Source organism: Kitasatospora sp. NPDC004531, from assembly GCF_053602195.1.
Genome location: NZ_JBSGDD010000004.1, coordinates 140026 through 162528, shown reverse-complemented (window position 1 = coordinate 162528; position 22503 = coordinate 140026). Strand labels below are relative to the sequence as shown.

Annotated in this window: 15 protein-coding genes and 3 CRISPR repeat arrays; of the genes, 4 read left to right on the top strand and 11 right to left on the bottom strand. The window is 72.3% G+C overall.

Annotated features, from left to right (window positions below; genetic code table 11):
• Positions 1 to 29 precede the first annotated feature (29 nt).
• Complete coding sequence (locus ACWEMJ_RS03725; RefSeq protein ID WP_452135303.1) at positions 30 to 1124, top strand: helix-turn-helix transcriptional regulator; 1095 nt, start codon at positions 30 to 32, stop codon at positions 1122 to 1124.
• Positions 1125 to 1207: 83 nt separating this feature from the next.
• Entirely contained in the window at positions 1208 to 1759 is a 552-nt protein-coding gene (locus tag ACWEMJ_RS03720; protein WP_452135302.1) for a GNAT family N-acetyltransferase, read from the top strand.
• A gap of 2092 nt (positions 1760 to 3851) precedes the next feature.
• Positions 3852 to 4245: direct repeats of the CRISPR family, unit length 29 nt.
• 91 nt (positions 4246 to 4336) lie between these two features.
• Positions 4337 to 5159: direct repeats of the CRISPR family, unit length 29 nt; unit sequence CGGCTGACCCCCGCTCGCGCGGGGAGGAC.
• A gap of 21 nt (positions 5160 to 5180) precedes the next feature.
• On the opposite strand, the gene cas2e is transcribed toward ACWEMJ_RS03720, so the two are convergent.
• From cas2e to casA, 7 genes are all read right to left on the bottom strand, one after another.
• On the bottom strand, positions 5181 to 5501 hold the full coding sequence (cas2e, locus tag ACWEMJ_RS03715; RefSeq protein ID WP_452135301.1) for a type I-E CRISPR-associated endoribonuclease Cas2e: 321 nt from the start codon (positions 5499 to 5501) through the stop codon (positions 5181 to 5183).
• Between the two features lie 31 nt (positions 5502 to 5532).
• Positions 5533 to 6456, bottom strand: coding sequence for a type I-E CRISPR-associated endonuclease Cas1e (gene cas1e / locus ACWEMJ_RS03710; protein WP_452135319.1), 924 nt, complete (start codon positions 6454 to 6456; stop codon positions 5533 to 5535).
• A 68-nt stretch (positions 6457 to 6524) separates the two neighbouring features.
• A complete protein-coding gene (cas6e, locus tag ACWEMJ_RS03705) occupies positions 6525 to 7181 on the bottom strand; it encodes a type I-E CRISPR-associated protein Cas6/Cse3/CasE (protein ID WP_452135300.1) in 657 nt (218 codons plus the stop codon).
• Complete coding sequence (gene cas5e / locus ACWEMJ_RS03700) at positions 7178 to 7987, bottom strand: type I-E CRISPR-associated protein Cas5/CasD (protein WP_452135299.1); 810 nt, start codon at positions 7985 to 7987, stop codon at positions 7178 to 7180. The genes cas6e and cas5e overlap by 4 nt, the downstream gene beginning before the upstream one ends.
• A complete protein-coding gene (cas7e, locus tag ACWEMJ_RS03695) occupies positions 7984 to 9144 on the bottom strand; it encodes a type I-E CRISPR-associated protein Cas7/Cse4/CasC (protein ID WP_452135298.1) in 1161 nt (386 codons plus the stop codon). Before cas7e ends, cas5e begins: the two co-directional genes overlap by 4 nt.
• 79 nt (positions 9145 to 9223) lie before the next feature.
• Complete coding sequence (casB, locus tag ACWEMJ_RS03690) at positions 9224 to 9982, bottom strand: type I-E CRISPR-associated protein Cse2/CasB (protein WP_452135297.1); 759 nt, start codon at positions 9980 to 9982, stop codon at positions 9224 to 9226.
• A complete protein-coding gene (gene casA / locus ACWEMJ_RS03685) occupies positions 9979 to 14559 on the bottom strand; it encodes a type I-E CRISPR-associated protein Cse1/CasA (protein WP_452135296.1) in 4581 nt (1526 codons plus the stop codon). The genes casB and casA overlap by 4 nt, the downstream gene beginning before the upstream one ends.
• A gap of 545 nt (positions 14560 to 15104) precedes the next feature.
• Between casA and ACWEMJ_RS03680 the strand changes: the two genes are divergently transcribed.
• Complete coding sequence (locus ACWEMJ_RS03680) at positions 15105 to 15230, top strand: hypothetical protein (RefSeq protein ID WP_452135295.1); 126 nt, start codon at positions 15105 to 15107, stop codon at positions 15228 to 15230.
• Positions 15231 to 16516: 1286 nt separating this feature from the next.
• Positions 16517 to 17399: a CRISPR direct-repeat array (repeat unit 28 nt; unit sequence GTCTTCCCCGCGCAGGCGGGGGTCAGCC).
• Positions 17400 to 17768: 369 nt separating this feature from the next.
• On the opposite strand, the gene ACWEMJ_RS03675 is transcribed toward ACWEMJ_RS03680, so the two are convergent.
• From ACWEMJ_RS03675 to ACWEMJ_RS03660, 4 genes are all read right to left on the bottom strand, one after another.
• Positions 17769 to 18422: a 2'-5' RNA ligase family protein gene (locus tag ACWEMJ_RS03675; protein ID WP_452135294.1), complete on the bottom strand. Its 654-nt coding sequence runs from the start codon at positions 18420 to 18422 to the stop codon at positions 17769 to 17771.
• 44 nt (positions 18423 to 18466) lie between these two features.
• The gene (locus tag ACWEMJ_RS03670) at positions 18467 to 18730 is read right to left on the bottom strand and encodes a hypothetical protein (protein WP_452135293.1); all 264 of its coding nucleotides are present in this window, start codon (positions 18728 to 18730) and stop codon (positions 18467 to 18469) included.
• Positions 18731 to 19103: 373 nt separating this feature from the next.
• The gene (locus ACWEMJ_RS03665; RefSeq protein WP_452135292.1) at positions 19104 to 20018 is read right to left on the bottom strand and encodes a hypothetical protein; all 915 of its coding nucleotides are present in this window, start codon (positions 20016 to 20018) and stop codon (positions 19104 to 19106) included.
• Positions 20003 to 20407, bottom strand: coding sequence for a glycosyltransferase (locus tag ACWEMJ_RS03660; protein ID WP_452135291.1), 405 nt, complete (start codon positions 20405 to 20407; stop codon positions 20003 to 20005). Before ACWEMJ_RS03660 ends, ACWEMJ_RS03665 begins: the two co-directional genes overlap by 16 nt.
• 690 nt (positions 20408 to 21097) lie before the next feature.
• On the opposite strand from ACWEMJ_RS03660, the gene ACWEMJ_RS03655 reads away from it, so the two are divergent.
• A complete protein-coding gene (locus tag ACWEMJ_RS03655) occupies positions 21098 to 22501 on the top strand; it encodes a uracil-xanthine permease family protein (RefSeq protein ID WP_452135290.1) in 1404 nt (467 codons plus the stop codon).
• Positions 22502 to 22503: the final 2 nt, after the last annotated feature.

The window sequence follows — 22503 nt, the reverse complement described above, 5'->3', positions numbered from 1 at the left end:
AGCCGAACACAGGTGCTAGCGTCCGGCGCATGGGATTACGCGGACCGCGGCGCGCCGCCGCGCGCGCAGCGATCGAAGGCCTGCGGGAGCTCACCGCGCTCGGACTGACCAGCAGTCAGATCTTCCGTCGCGCCGACGAACTCCTGCGCCCCGTCATGGATTTCGACGCGGTGTGCTGGCACACCAACGACCCCTCCACCGGGCTGGTCAACTCGGTGCAGAGCGACGACCTCAACCTCGGCCAGTTCCAGGACGCGGTGCACCTGGAGGTGTGGGCCGACGACCTCGCCACCTTCCCGAAGATCCGCAACAGCGGCGTGCACGCCGAGACCCTCAGCCGGGCCAGCCGGGGCGCCCCGCAGCGCAGCATCCGCTTCCGCGAGCAGATCTCCCGGCACGGGTTCGGCGACGAGCTGCGCGCCGTGTTCGACGCGGCGGGCGGCATGTGGGGGTGCGCGGCGTTCATGCGGGTGCCCGACCGCGGCCCCTTCCCGGCGCAGCAGCGCGAACTCGCCGACACCGCGGCCAAGTTGCTCGGCCAGGCGCTGCGGGCCAGCCACATCCCGCCCGCCGGACCGACGGGCGCGGACCCGACGCCGGCGGTGTTCGTACTGGACCGGCACAACCGGCCGCGCTCGCTGTCCGGCCCCGCGGAGGAACTGCTCGCGCGGCTCGCCGACCCCTCCCCGACCTCGCTGCGGGTACCGACGGCGATCGCGATGGCCGCCGAACACGCCCGCCGCGCCGCGCACGGGCTGCCCGCCCCGCAGGTGCCGGTGCGCATCCGCACCCACGACGGCCACTGGTACCTGCTGCACGCGGCCCCGCTGCGCGACACCTCCGCCGCCGACCTGTCCACCGGCGAGGTCACCGTGGTCGCCACCCCCGCCTCCCCCGCCGAGGTCATCCCGCTCCACCTGGCCGCCTACGGCCTGACCGCCCGCGAGCAGGAGGTCGCGCTGCTGCTCATCCGCGGCGCCGACACCCGCGAGGTCGCGCAACGGCTGGCGATGACCCCGTACACCGTGCAGGACCACCTCAAGTCCGTCTTCACCAAGACCGGCGTCAGCCGCCGCCAGGAACTCACCGCCTTGATCATGCTGGCCCTCAACCCGCCGGTCTGACCGGCCCGGCCCGGGTGCATGGACGCCATAGCAATGAGGGTTATTCGGTTGATCAACTACCCGCCCTCCTATAGCAATTGACCATGATCAGAGGCGAGAGGATCGGGCTGCGCGCCCGACACGAGAACGACGTCCCCGTCCTGCACGCCGAGCTGTACGAGGACGTGGCCACCCGGTCGCGCGCCGACTCCCGCCCCTGGCAGCCGATCCCCGCGGCATCGGGCCGCTCGCCCTTCGCCGTGACGGCGCCGGAGAACGACGTGGCGTGGTTCTCCGTCGAGGAACTCGCCTCGCGCGAACTGGCCGGCGAAGCCGTTCTCTGGGGCATCGACGCCCACCACCGCACCGCCCACGTCGGCCTGGCCCTGCGCCCCGCCTTCCGCGGTCGCAGACTCGCCGTCGACGTCGTGCACACCCTGTGCGAGTACGGCTTCGCCGTCCGAGGCATGCAACGCCTCCAACTGGAGACCCTCACCGACAACACCCCGATGCTCGCCACCGCCACCACCGCCGGCTTCACCCACGAGGGCACCCTGCGCCGCGCCGCCTGGACCTACGGCGGCTACGCCGACCAGGCCGTCCTCGGCCTGCTCGTCGACGACTGGCAGCCCCGCAACCACCACGCCCCGCAGTAGCGAACCGGCCCCCCCGACGGCATCGCGGCCCGGTCGCGGGACGTCCGGCTTGAGGATGAAGAGGACGAACGGCGAACACGAAGTCGCGGTACTCGTCCTGCGCCATCCCCTGGTTGACCCAGCGGCCTCGAACAGCACCGGTCCGGTGCTCCGCATCCGTTGCCACGGCGATCTGCCGAACTCGTCCTCCTCGCTCTCGGGGTCCAGCGCCGGCGGACGCCGGGGGCACAGGCATCGCCGACGGAGCAGAGGAACTGTGCGACTGATCGACCGCGGGCCGGAGCACCGACAGCGAAGGACTCGACAAGGCAGCGCACCCGGGCGGCCTGGCGGCCGGGGCCGACGTCGGACTGCAGGGTGGACGACAGATCCGGTGCTGAGCCGTTTGGGCGGTGCTGCTGAAATGCGCGACGCGGGCAAGGGCCTGGCCGCAGTCGGCAAGCCACCACCGCGCCCTGGCCCCGGCCAACACCTCGGCTGCCGACCGGACACAGGCGGCCGAGCAGCTCTCGGACGAAGGGAACAGGCCTCGTCGGACAGGTTCCACAGGCCGCCGGAGCATGCGGTACGGGCCTTGGGCCGGGAAGGGGCGCACCGTCTCGGTGGCACTTGGCCCGGGAACGGTCCAGAGGGCCTCGTCGTCGCGCTCGGACGACTGCCTGACGGCCCCGGGGCGAGGACCGAACTCAGCCTCCGAAGCGAATGTGGCGGGCGTATTCGGCAGACTGCCGACTGGCCCGGCCCTGCCCGTCGGCCGTGATCATCCAGTACATGCCGTCCTCCGCCTCTCGCTCCGGACCGGGTGCCGGCCCGTCGACTGGCGGGAGCCCGACGGTCATTCCAGTCCTCGCGAGTGGCCAACTGGTCATCGTTTCAAGCGCGATGGACACCGGCTCGCGCCACAGCCGACTCACCCGGTGCGGATGGCGATTCCGGCCTTGCTTCCACTTTGTGCAGTGTCGGCCGGGCAGCCCAGGCCTCCTGGGTGACGGCGGCCCGTCCTGCGCTGCCGCTCAACGAAGCCGGCGGCGAACTGGGTGGGAGCCGGGCCCGCCGCAGGCCGTTGCGGCCAGTGACCGGCAATCAAGGTCGATGCGTAGATGGCGACTTGGGCATGGGTGCCACCGGGTGACGAAGTCGATCGCACCGGTGATGGGCAGCGCCAGACCCAGCGGCGGCCCCTCCGCCCCCGCCTGGCGTCGTCGGTCCCGGCCCCCTGTGCGAAGCCGCCGTGAGCCTCGACCTGAAGGTGGTCTCGGCCGAGGTCGTCACGGGTACCGCCGACAGCCGTCAGTAGAGGGTCCCGGCCTGGCGAGACCAGCTGCGCCCGTACGTCCACCCGCCCCACGGCCCGCCCGCGGACAGGACGCTCACGTCGGCCAACTGCCGCACGATGTCGGCGCTGCCGTCGCCCTCCGGCGACCGCAGTCGTCAGGACAGTGGCGTCCGACGGCACACGTCCGGGCACTCGCTCTCGGGGTCGGGCAGGACCCGCAGGTGGACCAGCGGCGCGGCTTCCACTCCGGTCCGAGACGGACGCCGCGATGCTCAGGACGCCGGCTGCGGCCATCAGTTGTGCCGCGTCCGACCGGACGTCGGCGCGGTGCCCAGCCGCGTCGGGTCCGTACGTGGGCGCCGGGCGTCGCTCCCGTGACGAGGTAGCAGACCAGGGGCCGCCCCACCGCGACCAGGATGGTGCGCCGACAAGCGGGGCCAAGGGCCCGACATCTTCCCAGCGGCCGGCGACCAAGTCACCGCCTGCGAGCCGCCGGGCCAAGGGATCGTGAGACCGAGCCACCATCCCCTGCCCACGTCCACGATCCCGCCCGAGGAGGCGTCAGCAAACCGCACCCGGACTTCACCGCTCCACCCGGCCCTGACGGTGATCTCGCCGGCCACTTCGTACGCCTTGTCCACGGCCGTCCCCTTCCCGAATCGACCCTTTACCGGTTGTGCTTCCGACCGCCCGGGAACCGGGCGCACCCGCTCACCCCGACACGCTAACCGGCAAGGGCGGGCCGGGTCCGCCGCAACGGACGCCCCGCCCGCGCGGGGAGGACCAGGCCGGGATGCACAGCTGCACGCACTGGCGCGGCAGACCCCCGCTCGCGCGGGGAGGACTGCTCGGCCTCGCGCTGCTTGGCCTGGGCTTCCGGCGGACCCCCGCTCGCGCGGGGAGGACATGGACGGGCCGGACCTGGGCGACGTCAAGAGCGGCAGACCCGCGCTCGCGCGGGGAGGACACCTGGTCGCCGTTGGCGAAGCCGACCTCCGCCGGCAGACCCCCGCTCGCGCGGGGAGGACGGCGGCGTCGCGGTCGACACCCTCGTCACCGACGGCAGACCCCCGCTCGCGCGGGGAGGACCATAGGGAAGCTGGGGGCTGCCATGGGTCTGCGGCAGACCCCCGCTCGCGCAGGGAGGACCTGGGGGCCGTGATGAACCGGCCCGTCGTCGTCGGCAAACCCCCGCTCACGCGGGGAGGACCCCCAGCCGTCCAGCGCGCAGTTGTGACGTGCCAGCAGACCCCGCTCGCGCGGGGAGGACGACAACCTGGAACTGGGCGACGTCCCGGTGGCCGGCAGACCCCCGCTCGCGCGGGGAGGACCAGCAGCAGATCGACTTCGCCAAGGCGTGGCCCGGCTGACCCCCGCTCGCGCAGGGAGGACGCGAATCGGTTCGCGTTTCGTGCCGCACGGCTCGGCAGACCCCCGCTCGCGCGGGGAGGACCCGCAGCAGATCAGCACCTGGTGGACCACCGACGGCTGACCCCCGCTCGCGCGGGGAGGACCGCAAGCTGTCGGTCGCCTCCGTCCACGCCGACGGCTGACCCCCGCTCGCGCGGGGAGGACCGCAAGCTGTCGGTCGCCTCCGTCCACGCCGACGGCTGACCCCCGCTCGCGCGGGGAGGACTCGTAGACCCGGTGATCCTCCGTGAGGCCGAGCGGCTGACCCCCGCTCGCGCGGGGAGGACTGCCGTCGAAGCCCTCGTCGCTGACGGCTGTGCGGCTGACCCCCGCTCGCGCGGGGAGGACCATCGACGAGCCGCTGGACGCGGGCATCAACGCGGCTGACCCCCGCTCGCGCGGGGAGGACCGGCGCGCGGATACCGCCTGCCATGTCTCCCCCGGCTGACCCCCGCTCGCGCGGGGAGGACATCGGCCGCGCGGCCGGCAAGGTCGGCAGCGTCGGCTGACCCCCGCTCGCGCGGGGAGGACTCCTCGGCTGGTACGTCAACCGAACAAAGGGTCGGCTGACCCCCGCTCGCGCGGGGAGGACACCGTCGGGGCCTGGACCGACGGGAGCCACGCCGGCTGACCCCCGCTCGCGCGGGGAGGACCAGAACACAAGCCTCTGACCACGGAGTTTCATCGGCTGACCCCCGCTCGCGCGGGGAGGACCCTTTTTGACCTGCGCCTTCGCTACGCCTTTGCGATTTCTTGGCCTTCTGCCGGCGCGGCCCGCGCTTGGGCGATGAGTAGCAGTCCGTCGAAGTCGACGGGCCGGCGTCGTTGGGGGCCTGCCGTTCGCAGTGTGAAGCCCTGTTCGTTGGCGGCGGGGTGGACGAGTACGGCGACTCCGTCGGCGATGCAGTGGCTGACGGATGTCCAGAGTTCTTCGCGGACCTTGGCGGAGATGGTGCCGACGTACAGCTGGGGTGTGACTTCCAGCAGCCATCGCGTCAGGGCCCCGCGGAGGTGGTCGGGGACGGCGGTCACCGACAGGACGGTCAGGGACGCCACCGCGGCTCCTTGCCGATGCTCTGTGGGCGGTTCACAGGGCTTCTCCCGTGGAGTAGTTGACGCCGCCGGGGACTGCGCCGACCACCGGGTCCCAGAGGTCGACGAGTTGCTCGTCCGGGTCCGGGACGGTGATGTCGGTGTCGGGTGCGAGCAGGCGTTGGACGTCGGTGACGATCCTGGGGAGGAGTTTGAAGAGGCGGAGCCCTTCCCGGAAGCCGCGGCGGGCTTCGGCTTCCGGTTCGGTGGAGGAGTGGAGGGAGAAGGCCAGCGGGATGGTCAGCTCGGCCTTGTAGAGGTCGGCGATGTCGTATACGAAGGCCTGCTGGTTGCCGCTGTGGACGAAGCCGAGGGCGGGCGAGCAGCCGAGGGCGAGGATCGCGGCGTGCACGATGCCGTAGAGGCAGGTGTTGGCGGCGGACAGGGCCAGGTTGACGGGGTCCTGGGTGTCCCAGGAGTCGGGGTCGTAGGTGCGGCGGAAGCGTCCGATGCGGTGCTGTTGGGCGAGCAGGCGGTAGTGGGCCTTGACGCGTTGGCCTTCCATGCCACGGAGTCTGTCGAGGTTGACGTCGGCGGGCAGGTCGGTCGCGCCGAAGCGCCGGCGATACATGGCCACGGCGACGTCGAGGCGGCAACGGTCGTCGGCCCAGGCGCGGACTTGGCGTTCGAGCCAGGTGGTGCTGAGGGACTCGGGCAGACTCGCGGCGTAGCAGCGGACGCCGCCGGAGCCGGCGACGACGACGGTGGTGCCGTGGCGGGCGAGGGTGGCCAGGGCGCGGGCGGTGATGGACGTGCCGGGGCCGAGCAGGACGCAGCTGAGGGCGGCGGTGGGGAGGTAGACGGTCTCGGTGCCGCGCTGCGCGGTGTTGATCTCGGCGCAGACGCCGGTGTCGTCCTGGACGATTCGAACGAGGTCGAGGTAGAGGAACGAGAGGGAGTCGGCGATCCGGGGCAGCATCGCCACGGTGGGTGCGGCGAGTCTGTGGCGGGCTCCGGCCGAGGTGGCGGTTCGTGGGCGCGGGGGTGTCATGGGGCTTCCCTGCGGGGGGCGATGCTGAGCATGCCGCAGCCGTAGGCCTTGCCGCGGCCGATGCCGTCGCGGATGCGGGTGCGCAGGAGGTCGGGGTCGGTGATGTGGGCGGCGCCTTCGAAGAGGGTGCGGGCGTGTCGGACGCGCTGGTTGTTCTGGCGGCGGTTGCCGGCGGCGGTGTCCAGGGGGGTCGAGTGGAGGGTGGTGAGGGCGAGGCCGGAGGCTTCGGCCTGGCGGGTCCACCATTCGTCGGCGTGGGGGCCGTTGAGGGGGACGACTTCGGGGAGGTCGTAGAGGGCGCGGGTGGTGGCGCCGGGTTTGCGGGCGGCGTTGGCGGCGATGCGGTAGCGCACGGGCAGGCCTTTGCGCAGCGCGTCGAGGAGCGGGGTGAGGGGTTTGGCGGCGGCGGTGCCGTAGCCGGCGGGGAGTCGGGTCAGGTCGGGTTCGCGGTTGCTCTGCAGCAGGATCCGGTCGCCGTCGCGGCCGGTCTCGGTGCGGAAGAGGATGCCGAGGTGGCGGCGGGGTTCGGTGGCGGGGACGTCGTCGGGGAACAGCGACATGATCCTGTGGTGGAGGTTGACGGCGTCGTCGCCGTCGCGGTGGACGTCGCGGTGGCGCTGGTCGGGGATGATGCGGGTCAGCCACAGGGTCATGCCGGGGAGCTTTCGGGACGGGGCGGGTGGGGGGCGAGGGGGGCGAGGTGGGCGGCGAGGGCCTTGAGGTAGTCGGCGCCCAGGCCCTGGCAGCGGTCGGCGGGCAGGTGCAGGGTGTGTTGGTAGCGGGCGCGGCTCTGGTGGGCGCGGCGCTGGGGGTGGAAGGACAGCGGGTCGTCGTTGACCCGGCCCACCGGCTCGCCTCCGGCGTCTCCGGGCCCGAGGGCGGTCAGGGGCCGGTCGCCGTGGAAGACGACGGGTACGGTCCCGGCCGGGCCGCGGTGGACGCGGGCGAGTGGCAGGTGCACCAGGTGGTGCAGGACGTCGTCGAACTCGCCCAGCAGCAGCGGTCCTTCGGGCGGGCAGGAACGTCGGCCGAGGTACGGCGGCCAGAACGGCTCGCGCAGCGCCGCGGCACACGCCCGGAGGACGTCGCCGGGGCCGGTGAGCGCCGCGGTGAACGCCGCGTCCGCGAGGTAGTAGCGGTGGGAGAGCAGCGTCGCCGCTGCGGCGGGGCGCTTCCTGCCTTCGGCGGTGGTGACGGTGTGCCGGGCGGGCAGGCCGCCGCCGACGGTGTGCAGGTCGCGCAGCAGCACCCCGGGTCGGTCGGCGCGCACCGTCAGCGACAGCCGGGCCAGGTCGCCGATGTTGTCGCCGCGGCGGCGGCCGAGGGCGCAGGCGAGCAGGCCGATCACCCCGGAGCGGGTGGGGAAGGGCGCGGTGTCGCGTTCGTTGAACTTGCTGCGCTCGCCCCAGGACTGCAGCGGGCCGGCCAGCCTCAGCAGCAGGCCCGCCTCACCGCTCACGCCTGAGCCTGCGGGTAGGCGGCGGCGAGGGCGGAGTCGATCAGCGCGGGGAACGAGGCGGCGCGTTCGCCCAGTTCCTGCGGGCCCTTCGGGTCGATCCCGGCCCAGCCGGACGCGACGATGCCGCGGTTGCCGAGCAGCGTGTTCGCGGCCGTCGCGTACTCGGCCAGCGCATTGCGGGACGGCTCGGAGTAGCCGCCCTCCTGGCCGGCGCGGACCGGCTTCTCGAACGCGGCGGCGAACGACAGCGGCCGGTCCGAGCGCACCGCGATGTGCACCAGGTCGGGGATGGTGTGCGGCGCGGTCGCGGTCTTCTTCGCCTGCGGCAGCGACAGGACGAACGCCTCCACGAAACCGGCTGCCAGCTCGCGCGCGGCGGCCACGTCCCCGCCGAGGTTGTCCGCGAGCTCGCGCAGGTCGATCGTCGCGAAGCGGTAGAAGACGCCGGCGGAGAACTCGGCGTGCCCCATGTGCGCGCTGCCCGTGCTGTCGTTCCAGAAGTCGGTCACGTCGTCGACGGCCGAGAAGTAGTCCAGCTCGATGTCTGTGCCATGGGTGGTCAGCGCATGCGCGACCTGCACCGCCCCGTCCACGCCCGCGTCGTCGATCTCTGCCAGCATCCGCCCGAACAGGTTGATCACCCCGTTGCGCGAACGCAGCACCCCGTCGATCCGGTCCTTGGGCAGCACGCTCTTGTCGTTCGACTTCTTGATGTCCTTCGCCGCCTCCAGCCCGGCCCGGAACTCCTCGGCCAGATCGGCGAGTTCGGCAACCGCGCGGTACGGCACGTACACCATGGCGTTCGTCGTCACCGCGGCGCTGTCGCCGTCGACCTCGAACTTGATGCTGCTGCCCGCCGCCACGTGCTGCCCCGCCCGCGCCGCCAGGGCCCCCGGCCAGCCCCGCTCCTCCTCCAGCAGCCGCGTGACCCGCTCGCCGATCCGCCGCGTGCGCAGCGCCGCGTCGCCCATCTCCTCCTGGAAGTAGGTGCGGGCCGCGCGCTTCCACGACTGGCTGCTGACCCGGGTCCGTTCGGTCCCGCCGTAGGAGACCGTCTTCACCGAGTTGTTGTCGTCCCGGTTCAGGTTCGCGAACGGCACGCTCTGCACCACGTGCACGTCCACGAACCGCGCGCCCGCGTTCGACTTCGCTGCCATGCTCTTCTCCCTCGAATGATTGCCATGAACCTGCGTCGATCGGATGCCACGCGGCGGGCGGCACCCGGCCCTGCGCCCGCTACTTGTCGCCGCCGACGTCCGCCGCATCCGCCGCGTCCGCCGCGTCGTCCGCCTCCCGCGCCGCCCGCACACCCGACCGGTGCCGCTCGCGGTAGAAGTCCTGCAGCCAGCGCCGCTTCACCTCGCCCCCGTACCGGCGCCAGCCGGCCAGGTCCCCCAGCAGCAGTGCCCAGTCCACCGGCGCCCCGGCCTCCCGCAACTGCCGTACCGCGCCCGGCAGATGCCGGTGCAGGCCGTCCACGCTCTGCCGCGACAGCAGATTCAGCCGCGTCTCCGCCGAGCTCTCCCGCATCCCCCCGGACGCCACCGCCTGCGCGAACGACCGCCCCAGGCTCTGCCGGGCCCGCCATCGCACTTCCGGCTCCCCGTCGTCAGCCCCCACCACGGCGGCCCCCTCGGCGTCCTGGGCCTCCACAACCTCGCCTTCCGCGCCCGCGCGCACCGTGTACTGGCTGCGCCGCTGCGCGGCGATCATCGCCGCCACCGTGTAGTACGCCCGCTGCGCGTCGTCCCCGGCGCCGTCCGGAAGCCAGCGCACCACGAACCGGTGCATCGACGGCACCCGGTCCAGGCCCTTGCCCGCACCACGCCGCAGGGCCGACCGCACCGCCGGATCCGCCGCACACCGCTGCTCCACCCACGCCGTGAACGCCGCCTCCGGCCCCTTCGGCCGACGACCGGCCCGCTGCGCGGGAACGCCGCCGCCCTCCGGCGTCGCCGGCGGCTCCTGCTCGACGACCGTCACCGCTTCGCTCACCTCGCCACCTCCTTGCTCGCACCCCGACGGGCAGAGCCGCCCGCCGCCGGGCCCGGAACGCTCTTGCGCCGGCCCCCGTACAACTCGATCCGCGCCGCCTCACAGGCCCGCGCGCCCCGCACCGACACCACCGCCCGCGCGGTCACCGCCTCGAACGCCTCCTCCGCCAGCCGCCGGAACACCACGCCCGCACCGTCGAAGTCCCGCCTCCCGAACCGGTCCCAGAACTCCGCTTCCGCGGCCGGCCAGTACCGCGCACCCGCGTCCACCGCCCACGCGCAGTCCTTCAGCTTCGGGGCGTCGGTGAACTCCTGCCACGCCTTCTTCACCGCCAGCTCCAGCCGCCGCCCGTACATCTCCCCGACCGCCCGCAACTTGCCCACCAGCGCGGCGGAGTCCGGCGCCCGGCGCTCCGACAGCCCCAGCACGGGCGGCGTCGAGGCGTCGACGAACTGGACGTCCTTCGCCTGCCCGTCCTGCTCGAACCCCAGCGCCCGCACCCGCAGCCACTCCGAGACCTCCGGCGCCGTCCGGAACACCTCCGGACGGCGCGGCCGGCTCTCCCCCGGCAGCTCGCTCAGCAGCAGCGCGTCCACGTCCCGCCACAACGCCCTGCCCGAATCCGCCGGCCGCGGATAGGAGTTCCCCTCCTTCGAGAGCTGCCAGATCAGATACGGATCGCCCTCCCGCGCGACCTTCTCCCGCCACGCCCACGTGATGAACGCATCCCGCACCCGCCGCCCGTCCCCGTCCGGCACCAGCAGCAGCGCGTGCTGCGAACGCCCCGTCAACGACGAACACGGCCCCTGCACCCGCGCCGGCACCCCCAGCGGATCGTTCAACTCCGCCTGCTCCCACGGGCACAGGTCCTCTTCCCGCCGCACCTGGCCGCCGGGCTCCACCAGATTCGCCAGCAGCGTCTCGAACAGGCTCGCCCCCTGCGGGTGGTACGACAGCGTGCTGCGCAGCGGGCCCGCCTTCGCGTCCGCGGCCTTCACCTGACCGACCGTCCGGCTCGAACACCGGCCCGAGGGCCCGAAGTAGTGCCACACCAGCAGGTGCAGCACCGCCTCGGCCGTCTCCGGCAGCACCGGCGCGCCCGCCGCCACGTGTTCGAACCAGGCGTGGTTGTTGCCCGACGGCCTGGTCGTCACCAGCTTGTCCACCCCCGCCGTGTTCGACGCGTCGCACTGCTGCGCCAGCCGCGGGTCCTGCAGGAACGGCCGCACCGCATCGAACACGTCGAACCGGTGCCAGTACCGGTCGAGATACGCGCCGACGGCCTCCGCCCCGAACCGCCCCTCGTCCTGGACACGTTCGCGCCGGGCCCCCCACAGCCCCGGCCCGCGCTCGTCCAGGCCCGTCACCCGCGCCGTGATCGCCGCCAGCACCCGGTACAGCCCGGCAAGAGCCGGCGGCAGGCCGACGGCGATCTCCTCGATCTCGTGCGCGTCCAGCAGCAGCCGCCGCAGACCCACCGCACCGGGACGCTCCCCGCCCTCCACGAGCGGCGGCAGACCCGCAAGCCACCGCACCGGGATCCACGGCTCGTCGATCAGGTTGAACACCGCCGGCACACCGGACACCGCCACACCCCTCTCCTTGCTCTTCTTCGAGCCGACCAGCGGCTCCCACCGCGATGCCGCGCGCTCTTCCTGCGCTTCTGTTCCTGTGGCGCCGGCAGCCTGCGGCCGCTCCCCGGCCGCTGGCAGAGCCGCCGCGGCCAGCCTCGGCGGCTCGTCGACCGTCCAGCCCCGCGTCACCCCGACATCGGACAGCTGCAGCTCCCGACCGCCGACCCGACCGATCCACCGGCCCCCGCCGTCCTCGCGCAGCACCACCACCCGCACGTCCTTGAGCAGCGCCGTCCTCGCCCACGGCCCCGCAAGCCTGTCGCCCTCCGACTCCCCCGCCACCCAGCCCGCCGGCAGCGGCACCGAATGCCGCAGCACCTCGACCGCATCCGCCCGCCCGACGCCCCGGCCCCGCGACCAACCCGGCACCCGCACCCGGCCCTCGCGATCCAGGCTCACCCCGCCCCCCGACCGCGCGTACACGAACACCGCCCGTGCCGTCTCCGCCCCCAACCGCGTCGCCAGCAACTCCTCCGACACCCCCTCGGGAGCATCCGTCAGCACCGACCAGTCGCCGTCCACCTCCCCCGGTGCCGGAATCCGCACCAGCTCCGCGAGCTGCGCCTCCGCCAGCTCCCCCGCCTCGCGCCGCACGTCCCACCGCTCGAACTCCCGCCGCGCCGACTCCTCCAACCGCCGCCCGAAGTCGTCCTCGTACACCGCGTCGACCAGCCCCTGCACGTCCCCCGGCACCGCCACCGCCCGCCCGCCCAAACCCGCCAGCAGCGTGCTCGTCCGCACCAGCAACGAGGCGTCGTACACCGACCCCCACGAGCCCGGAACCCGTACCGCACCGTGATCCCCCACCGGTTCCAGCACCACCAGCCGCAGCTGCCCACCCGCCCACCCCGGCCGCTCACCGCGCTCGTGCCGCCACCCGCGCCCCGCCCGCTGCAGCAACTGCGCCAACGGCGCCAGATCCGACACCACCAGGTCGAAGTCCAGATCCAGCGACTGCTCCACCACCTGCGTCGCCACCAGCACCGACCCCGGCCTCACCCCCCTACCGCTCGCCTTCCCGAACGCCTCCTCGCACTCCCCCGAGACCCGCTCCCGCACCGCCGCCGGAAACCGCGAATGCAGCAGCCGCAAACCCCCGTCGCGGCCCGCCAACCCCGGAAACGCCTCCCGCAGGAAAAGGAACGTCCGCTGCGCCTCCTCGACGGTCGTGCAGCACACCAGCACGCACCCGCCGCCGTCCACCACCGGCGCCACCAGCTCCACCAGCGCCGCCCGCCGCGACCCGGCCGCCGGCGCACCGCCCTCGTGCACGTCCCACCGCACCGGCCGCCGCTCCACCACCAGCTCCCGCGCCCGGTCACTCCCCACCGCCCGCGGCCTGCTCACCTCCCCCGTGACCGCGTCCACGAACAACCAGCCCGGGTAGCACGGCTCGACCGGCGCCCGGTCCTCGAACCCCGCCCCACGCCGGTACGCCTCCACCAGCGACGACGCCGAACGCCCCGTCAACGTCGCCGACAGCAGCACCACCGGTGCCCCCAACGCCCCCAACCACTCCAGCAACCGCACCAACAGGCTGTGCATCCACGGCCCGTACGCGTGCGCCTCGTCGACGACCACCACCTTGTTCGCCAGCCCGAACAGCCGCAGGAACCCGTACCGGACGGGCAGAACCCCGGTCAGTGCCTGGTCGACCGTCCCCACCGCCAGCGGCGCCAACAACCCCCGCCGCCCCGCCCACAACCACTGCGCGGCCTCCGTCGACGTGCCCTCCTGCGAGGAGATCCCCCGGTTCTCCCGAACCTCCTCCTCGCCCTCCTGTGCCGGTGTGAACCGCGGGCTCAGGCGCGCCATCCCGTGCACCGGCATCAAGCCCCGGTCCCCCGCGAGATTCCTGTCCGCGAAATCCCGCACCCGCCGGAACATCGCATCCGCCGTCGCCATCGTCGGCAACGCGAAATACAGCCCCCCGGCCCCCGACGCCCTCGCCAACTCCGACGCCGCGAACAACGCCGCCTCGCTCTTCCCGTCACCCGTCGGCGCCGTCACCAGCACCAGGCCCGGCCCCGACACCAGTGCCGGCAACTCCCCCGCCAAACTGCGCTGCAGCGGATTCGCCCTCTCGAAGTCGAACATCTCCTCGATCGCCCGAGCGGGGAACTCCGCCTGCCCCAGACCGGCCTCCGCCACCCAGCCCTTCGCACCGGACACCGCCACGTCGAAATGCGCCCGCAACGCCCCCTCGTCCGCCACCCACCCCTCGACCGGAACCCGACCCTCGATCACCCCGACCTGGCTCACCAACCAGTCCGCCACCACCACCAGACCCAGCACCACCACCGCCGACCGCCCCGACAGCCCCGCCACCGGCACCGCACCGCCGCCGACGATCCCCCGCACCGCCTCCGCATGCGCCGCCCGCTGCTCCGCCCACCGCTCCGCCATCCCCAGCCCGGGCAGGTACGCCGACGGGTGATCCAGCTCCTTGCGCTGCAACGCCCGCCCGAAGCAACCATGATGACCACCGAGCAGCTGCGCGACCTGATGCGCCGGCCACGACCGCACCCGCCGCCCCTCGGCCGGGTAGCCCCACCCCTTCAGCAACTCCACCAGACCCCAGTGCGTCGCCGCCTCGTGCCGCACGTACTCCGACCCCGAAGCCTCCACATACCCGGGGTCGGCCTTCAACTTGGCGAACTCCGCCTCGACCAGCCCCTGGAACGAGGGACTGATCTTCCCCACGTCGTGCAACCCCGCCCACACCATCACCAGCCGCCGCGCCTCGGCCTCCTCCACCCCCAACTCCTCAGCCAGCCGACCACGCAACGGATCCCCCAGCACCGCATCCCACACCGCACCCGCCGCCGCGGCGGTGTCGAGGAGGTGGCAGATCAGCGGATACGGCTTGTCCAGCCCGCTTTCCTTCCCCCACAACAAAATGTCGATACCGCAGAACGCGCGGGCCTCGGACGCATTGCTCATGCCGAAGGAGGTACCAGCCTCCACTGACAAACCGCGAGTCGCCCGTGGAAATCGATCATAAATTGTCAAATCTGATCAAGCTTGCCCGACTGCAGGCAGAATCGCCGCCAATGTTGATGCACCTTGGCCTCCGCTCCTGCCTGACTCCTGTGATGTTGCAGTGAACAGCCATGGCGATCGTCGATCCTCGGAGGTGACTGCCCCTCCCCCCTCTCGCTTACGGACTCCGCGCCGTCGTCAACTTACGCACCGCTGGGAAAGGGTGACTCGTCAGAGGGCCGCCTGGGCGCAAATTATCGCGGCGGCGCCTTGGCAAGAGCAGTTCTGTCCTCCAACTGCCCCGTGGCGGCGCAGAGTTGCTGCTGCAGTAGAAGATCGGATGAATGCAAACGCTCATCCGATCATCGAACGAAGGCCCAAGAATGCTATTAGCGGGCCACTGACTGCGGCCGCCAGCTTCGTAACCTCCGATTGATCCTCGCCCAAAAGATGAGCCTGCCGTCGCATCGGACAGAAGAGGCAGCGACAGAGGAGAGGAGGGTGCCATGACCGACTGGTTCGTGCACCTGTGGGAGGTGGTCCGAAGGACGGCCACCACCGGGTACCCGGTGGTGGCCGCCACGTACTACCTGATTCGCATCACTGAGACGGTGGTCCATCACCTTCAGTGAGCTCCCCGAGGGGTGCCCCTTCAGATTCGACAAAAACGGCACCCCTCGGGCTTTTCGCGATGCCCTGGGCAGGTTGTTTCACCGAGGGCTGCGCGGCCCGGCTATCAGTCGCTCCTGACCATACGCCCGGAACCGTCCCTCTCGCGCAGACGGCCCCTTTGTTGTCCTTTGGCAAACAATGGGCTTTACCGCACCTATGGCGCATAGAACCTTGTGACTGCGATAGCCTGCCATCATCTTCGCTGACGCGTGGGTCTGCCCGTTCTGTGCGCAGCAGGAGCGGTTCAAGCTGCGTTCTCTCCGCGCAAGCGGAGGTCATCCAACTTCATAATTCCGCCACCCTCTTGAGTGAACACGTACACACCGGTGCCCATCTGTTCACGCCGGCAGGTGCGCACAGCAGTACCTGAACGGCGAGGAGAAGGCCCGGCTTATGGTCACCGCGCAGGGACGAGTCAACTCATCCGGACGTCACACGGCGGCACAATCTGCGCTGTGCGTCGCTGCCGGCCAGTCCTCCACCCACCGATTCCCAGAACCCCTGGGCCATGGAACCGCCGAGCGTGCGCCAGGACAGCACCGGGTTCTCGTCGCGCAGTTGGGCGGGCATGCAGCGGCGAGGCCGAGCCGTCGATACCGTTGCCGGGTGCATGGCTGTTCGACCCAGCCGAGGCGACATCGAGTGCAAGTACGGTAGCGCCCTCAGGCACCGGCTCGCCGTTGAGATTCGCGCCACGACAGCGCCAAGTTGGACGCTCCGACGCTGGTGGCGTCCTTCCAGGGGGGCGCCCAACCAAGGGTCCTGTGAAGCTTCCCTGCCGCCGCCCGAACCGACGGCCTGTCAACCAATGCAATGCCTTGTGGACTCGGTCGCGGTCCCAGCCCACGTCGTCCCCGCGCACGCAGTGGCCAGCCGCTATCCAGCACCACCGGCGCGGCCAAGACGGAGCCGTCCCCGCGCGAGCGGTGGTCGGCCTGCCAGCGAACCCGCTCCCGACAGTCGTCCCCGCGCACTGGGGTCAGCCAGCGAGCTCGGTGGCGGCGCACCGGGCGTCGCTGTCCTCCCCGCACGAGCGGGGGCGGCCGACGGCGGCCCTCAGCGCCGCTGCGGCACCCGGTCGTCCCCGCGGCTCAGCCGGGGCAGGCCTTGCGCTCGACACCGGGGCATCGTCGTACCTCCGTGTCACGATGCACCCGCACGCCGCCCTTTGACATCTGAACCTCCCTCATCAGCCAGACATGGCAAAGAAAGTGCAAACCCGCCATAACGCCGCAGGTCGCGAAGGGTCTTCCCCGCGCTGGCGGGGGTCAGCCACGGGCAGCCTCAGCGGCACGATCCCGCTGCCGGTCTTCCCCGCGCTGGCGGGGGTCAGCCGCCGAGCGGGGCGGGGCGGCTTGTTGTGCAGTCGTCTTCCCCGCGCTGGCGGGGGTCAGCCGCAGTGCTGACCTGCGGAGATCGCTTTTTTGTGGTCTTCCCCGCGCTGGCGGGGGTCAGCCGTAGTCGCGCACCGCCAGAAGGCCGGCGGGCTGGTCTTCCCCGCGCTGGCGGGGGTCAGCCGAACGCGGTTCTCTCCTGGATCTGGGAGGGCTGGTCTTCCCCGCGCAGGCGGGGGTCAGCCGCGGCATCGGGCGGCCAGGGTGGTGAAATGCTGGTCTTCCCCGCGCAGGCGGGGGTCAGCCCCGTACACGGTCTCGGCCAGCTCACCCGCCCCTGTCTTCCCCGCGCAGGCGGGGGTCAGCCCGTTGGTGGAGCAGCCCCAGCTCGGGCAACGGGAGTCTTCCCCGCGCAGGCGGGGGTCAGCCGTCGGGCATGCTGTGTCCTGGTTCGTCTCGTACGTCTTCCCCGCGCAGGCGGGGGTCAGCCGCTGGAGACGGGGACGACCTCGAGGTCGAGCCGGTCTTCCCCGCGCAGGCGGGGGTCAGCCGCAGAGCTACACGGTGAACTCGGGCAACATGAAGTCTTCCCCGCGCAGGCGGGGGTCAGCCCTCAGCGAAGGGCCCCGCAGCCGACACCGGCAGGTCTTCCCCGCGCAGGCGGGGGTCAGCCGCAGGCCGCTGCGCGGATCGCCCAGTGCGGGATGTCCTCCCCGCGCAGGCGGGGGTCAGCCGGCATGGTCGGGCAAGGTCGCGACGTGGCTCGCGTCCTCCCCGCGCAGGCGGGGGTCAGCCGCCGACCCCGATCGAGCAGGCCGTGGCGGACGGGTCCTACGATGTCGCGCGGGGTCTCGTGGAGTTCGACGACCAGGCGCAGGATCTCGGTGGCGTAGTCGCGGGTCTGCAGATTGCCCCAGATCAGGTCGGGGCTGTAGCCCCGGTAGTGGCGGGTCTGCTCGACGAGCGTGCGGAAGGCGGCCTGGGTGGGGCCGGTGCCCTGCTTGAGCAGCGCGGGCCAGGCGGTGCCGGGCGCGGTGGGACTGGACATGTTCTCCTCCAGGTGGGTGTGGTCGGCCAGGTGGTTCGACCGGACGGGTGCTCGATGGAATCGGACGCCCGACGGGGAATCGGGTGCCGGGGGTTGTCCGACTGTGGCCGGGGCGGCTACGCGTCGGCGGCGGTGAGGGGGATGGCCGCGATGTCCTCCCAGGTCAGCTCCCAGGCGGTGCGTCCGTCGGGGCGCGGCCTCCGGTGCCACAGGGCGTCGACCAGGCGGACCTCGGTGAACGCGACGGGGACGTGGCTGGGCGAGATCCGGCGCAGCGTGTTCTGGAGGGTGTCGGAGTCGGCGGTGTCGTGGGCGTAGCCGAGGGTGATGTGGGGTCGGCCGCCGCGGTGCCGGAGTGCCTCGGGTCCGCGGGTCTCGGTGATGGCGGCGCGGACGCGTCGGCGGAGGTCGTCGAAGGGGTGGTCGGGGTGCAGGTCGAGGTAGCTGCCGGCGGAGTTGGTCGCGGGGCTGCCGGCTGTGGCCCGGATGGGGGCGGTACCGGCGAGGTGGCGGTGGAGGGCGTCAATGAGGGCCTGGCGTTCGGCGGGCGTGATCGCGTCGCTGGTGGTGTCGGCGATCATCTCGACGGTGCTGTGGAGGTAGGTGGTCATCAGGGTGATCGGGTGGTCGGCCATCGCCCGGTGGCACTGGGCGACGAGCTGGGCCAGTTCGGGGTTCAGGTTCAGGTCGGGCACCAGGTAGACGTGCAGGACGCGCGCGCCTTCGGCGGGCCAGTCGGTGCCCTGGAATTGGGGGGTGAACGGTTGCAACGTGCTCTCCTTCGCGGGCGGGTCGGGGTGCGGGTTCGGCGGTGTCAGGCCCGGCCGAGGTGAAGTTGGCGGACGGGGTCGAAGGTGCAGCGGGCGTCCTCGGGGTGCCGGCGTTCCCACGCCAGCCGCACGTTGGAGACGGTGGCGCGGGTGCGGATACCGGGCCGGATGGCCTTGCCGAGGTCGGAGGCGAGCTGGTCGGAGCGGGCCGCGAGGTGGGGGCTGGCGGTGTCCTGGACGCCGTAGCCCCAGGACATGTCGGACCAGAAGTGCTCGGCAGCCACGGGCAGTTGAAGGCTGGCGCGCACGCGGCAGTCCAGGGCGTCGGGCCCAGGCTCGGGCCGGATCTCCACGATTCCGGCTGCGCGGGACGCCCGGGCGGGCTCGATCTGGATCTCGAACGCCGGCAGGTCGGCGAATTGCTGCTGGGACGGCCTGCGGCGACGGTGAGCATCGCGGTGTCGACGAGCGTCCCGTCGTCGGTACGGGGCAGGATCTGCTGGATGGTCATGTGGAGGTCGGCGTCGAGGATCGTGGTAGCAAGGTCCGCGCACCGGAAGGTGATCCCCCGCAGGCGGCCGAAGTAGTCGAAGACCTGGGGGTGGTCCTGCAGCGGCCACCGCACGGGTGGGCGCACCGGTCTTCGTCGGAACTGCCCGCCTCGCCCCACCGCTTTTCCGTTCATGAACTGCCGCACGGGTCACGCACCCGTGCCGGTGGGGCGGATGAGGGCCGGCCGGATGTCGGCGTAGACCGGCCGGTGCTCGGACGTCGGCGTGCTGGCCGTCGTGGTGAGGACCTGGTAGGCGGTGGGCGGGCGCGGCGGCCCGGGCGAGGAGGATCAGGTCGATGTGGCGAACGCCCGCAGGTGGGGATCGCCCGTGCCGTCGGCCAGTGGCCCGACGACGGCTGCCACGGGGCGCCAAGGTGTGCGGCGGCGTCCACCGCGAAGCCGTCGCGCAGCAGCACGGGACTCTGCCTGCGGTCGGCGACGTTGCCGGTGCCGACCGTCTCCGCGACGCACTGGTACTCCAGGTCGTCGTGCGCCTGGTCGGTGTACGGCTCGGCGTCGTGGGAGCCCATCCGCCCGTCGGGGCCCAGGACTTGGGCGGCGGAGAGGGGGTTGAAGTACCCGAGGATCGCGGCGGGGCGAGCGCCGCCGCTGCGCCGCTGCAGGCCCTTGAGGCGGATCGCCCCGTTCGCGCGCCGGTCAGGGCGGAACGGGCTTCCGTGGTAGGAGGCGACGGGTAGCTGTTCGGCGGCGCCGACGTCGAAGGCGAAGGTCGTGACGCCGTGGTGGAACTCCCGCGCGCCGAGCGGGCGGAAGATGCGCGGGACGGGGCTGACGGTAGCGGGGTTCCACAACATGGCGGTGCACCAGGTGCGTTCGGCGCTCGGAGCCGTGGCGGTGACGGCGGTCCCGCCGGGGATCGCCCCGCTCAGTCCGCAGTCGGCGGCGAGTCGGGCGGTGATCGCGGCGGCCTTTCGGTCGTGCCGGTCGGCCGTGTCGGCGGTGCCCTTCTCGTCGCGGCGGCGGGCGGCGAAGGCGCGGATCTCCCACAAGCACAAGCTGTCGTCGATCAGTCTGTGCTCCACGTGCACCTCCTGTGAGTTCCGGTCTGCCGGACCGGCTGGTGGCCCGGCGAAGCCACCAGGCCACGGGTCGTCGCCCTCCCGGAGGGCCTGGCCTGAGCCTGCGGCAGTTCAGCGGGCGTGCTGGCCGCGCGGACGGGCGAGGGCCATCGTCCGGGCGGCGATGTCCCCGGGCGGCGCGGCGGACGGCGCGGCCCGGCGGTCATCTCCTCATCGGCCACGACGAGGCAGGTGGCGTGCCACGCGTACGCCTGCGTGTTGTCGAGTTGGTCGCCGCGACTGACGGAGGCCATCAGCGGGACGAGGACAGCGGGCTCGGCGAGCGCATACAGCTCGGCCAACGTGGTCGCCCCGGCACCGGCCGATGACGAGGTCGGCGAACGAGAGGGCATCGACCATGTCGCCGCGCAGGTACTCCTGCTGCCAGTAGCCGGCCACGGAGACCAGGTCCGGGTCGAGGTTGCCGCGACCGCAGACGTGGACGACGGAGAAGTGCCGGGTCGGGCCGCCGAGTTGGCGGCGCACGGCCTCGCTGACGCGCCGGGAGCCGCTGCCGCAGGAGACGAGCAGCACCGGCGGCCCGGCGGGGATGCCGAGGCGGGCCCGGAAGCCCTCGGGCCGGCCGTCGACGAGGTTGTCGCTCAGGGGTGGTCGGACGAGAATCCCCAGATGAGATGACCTCTTGGCTGGGGCCGGGCCCCACTGGCAGATGCCCAGCCGTGGAGGACCGAACGCGCGAGCCTGGGCCGGTTCCCACCTACCCGCCGACGAGCAGGACGTCCCTTCCGGGCTTCGATTCGGAGCGTCGGTCGAGGTGCCTTCGTCACGTGGAAAGCCGTGCTGATCGGCAGCGTGTACGCGCGGTGCGGTCGATACGGTCGTATTCGCCGTCGACGGCGGCCCCCGCTTCGCTGCCGCCGTCGGCGACGGTGGGTGACCGGAGAGGGTGGGTTCTGCGATACCGCCGGGTGGGTGATCCCCCGAGGTCAGGGTGGTGGGAGCGGTAGGAGATCATGTCGCGACCGGTTGCATGGTCGCCCATCGGGGTTTCGCACGGCAGAGCACAGAGACGAGGCAGGGACATGAGAGTCGCGTTCGGGTGGAAGCTGCACGGGGACGGTCGCGCCCCGCAGCCCGGAGCGGTGGTGAAGCCGGACGAGCGGCTGTCGTGGGGCCGCACGATCGGGCTCGGCGCGCAGCACGTGGTCGCGATGTTCGGGGCCACGTTCGTCGCGCCCGTACTCATGGGCCTGGACCCGAACCTCGCCGTGATGGTGTCCGGCGTAGCGACGATCTTCTTCCTGTTGGTGACGAGCGGCCGGATTCCGTCGTACCTGGGCTCCAGCCTGTCGTTCGTGGGCGTGGCCGCCGTGATCAAGGCGCAGGGCGGGGACGCGGCGACGCTGACCGGTTCGCTGCTGGTGGTCGGCGCGGTGCTGGCGGCGTGCGGCGCGGTGGTGCAGGGCTTCGGCGCGAAGGTGATCCACGCGGTGCTGCCGCCGGTGGTGACCGGTGCGGTCGTCATGCTGATCGGCTTCAACCTGGCGCCGGTCGCGGCCGGGACGTACTGGCCGCAGGACCAGTGGGTGGCGCTGCTGACGATGTTCTTCACGGGGCTCGCCCTGGTGGTGCTGCGCGGGTTCTGGTCGCGGATCGCGATCTTCCTGGGCCTGGTGTTCGGCTATCTGGTGTCGTTCCTGTTCGACCGGATCTTCGGCAAGATCCACTCCCCGATGGGCGGCGGCGAGGCCGTCGACCACTGGCGGCTGGACTTCTCGGGCGTCGGCAAGGCGGACTGGATCGGCCTGCCGTCGCTGCACGCCCCGAGCTTCTCGGCCTCCGCGATCCTGGTGGCGCTGCCTGTGGTGGTCGCGCTGATCGCCGAGAACGCCGGCCACGTGAAGGCGGTCTCCGAGATGACCGGCGACAGGCTGGACGACAAGATGGGCACCGCGATCATGGCGGACGGCGCGGCGACGGTGCTGTCCACCGCGGTCGGCGGCCCGGCCACCACCACGTACGCGGAGAACATCGGCGTCATGGCGGCCACCCGCGTCTACTCGACGGCGGCGTACTGGTGCGCGGCCGGCTTCGCGATCCTGTTCGGCCTGTGCCCGAAGTTCGGCGCGGTCATCGCGGCGATCCCCGGCGGTGTGCTCGGCGGCATCACGGTGGTGCTGTACGGCATGATCGGCCTGCTCGGCGCGCAGATCTGGATCCACAACAAGGTCGATCTGACCAACCCGCTCAACCTGGTCCCGGTCGCGGCGGGCGTCATCGTCGGCATCGGCAACGTCAACCTGAAGATCACCGACAACTTCGAGCTCGGCGGCATCGCCCTCGGCACCCTGATCGTCCTGACCGGCTACCACGCCCTGCGCGCGATGGCCCCGGCGCACCTCAAGCACCCCAGCCCCGCCAACGGCCCGCTGCTCGACGAGGGCACCAGCACCTACGACGACAACGGCGGCGCGGACCGCCCGTAGGC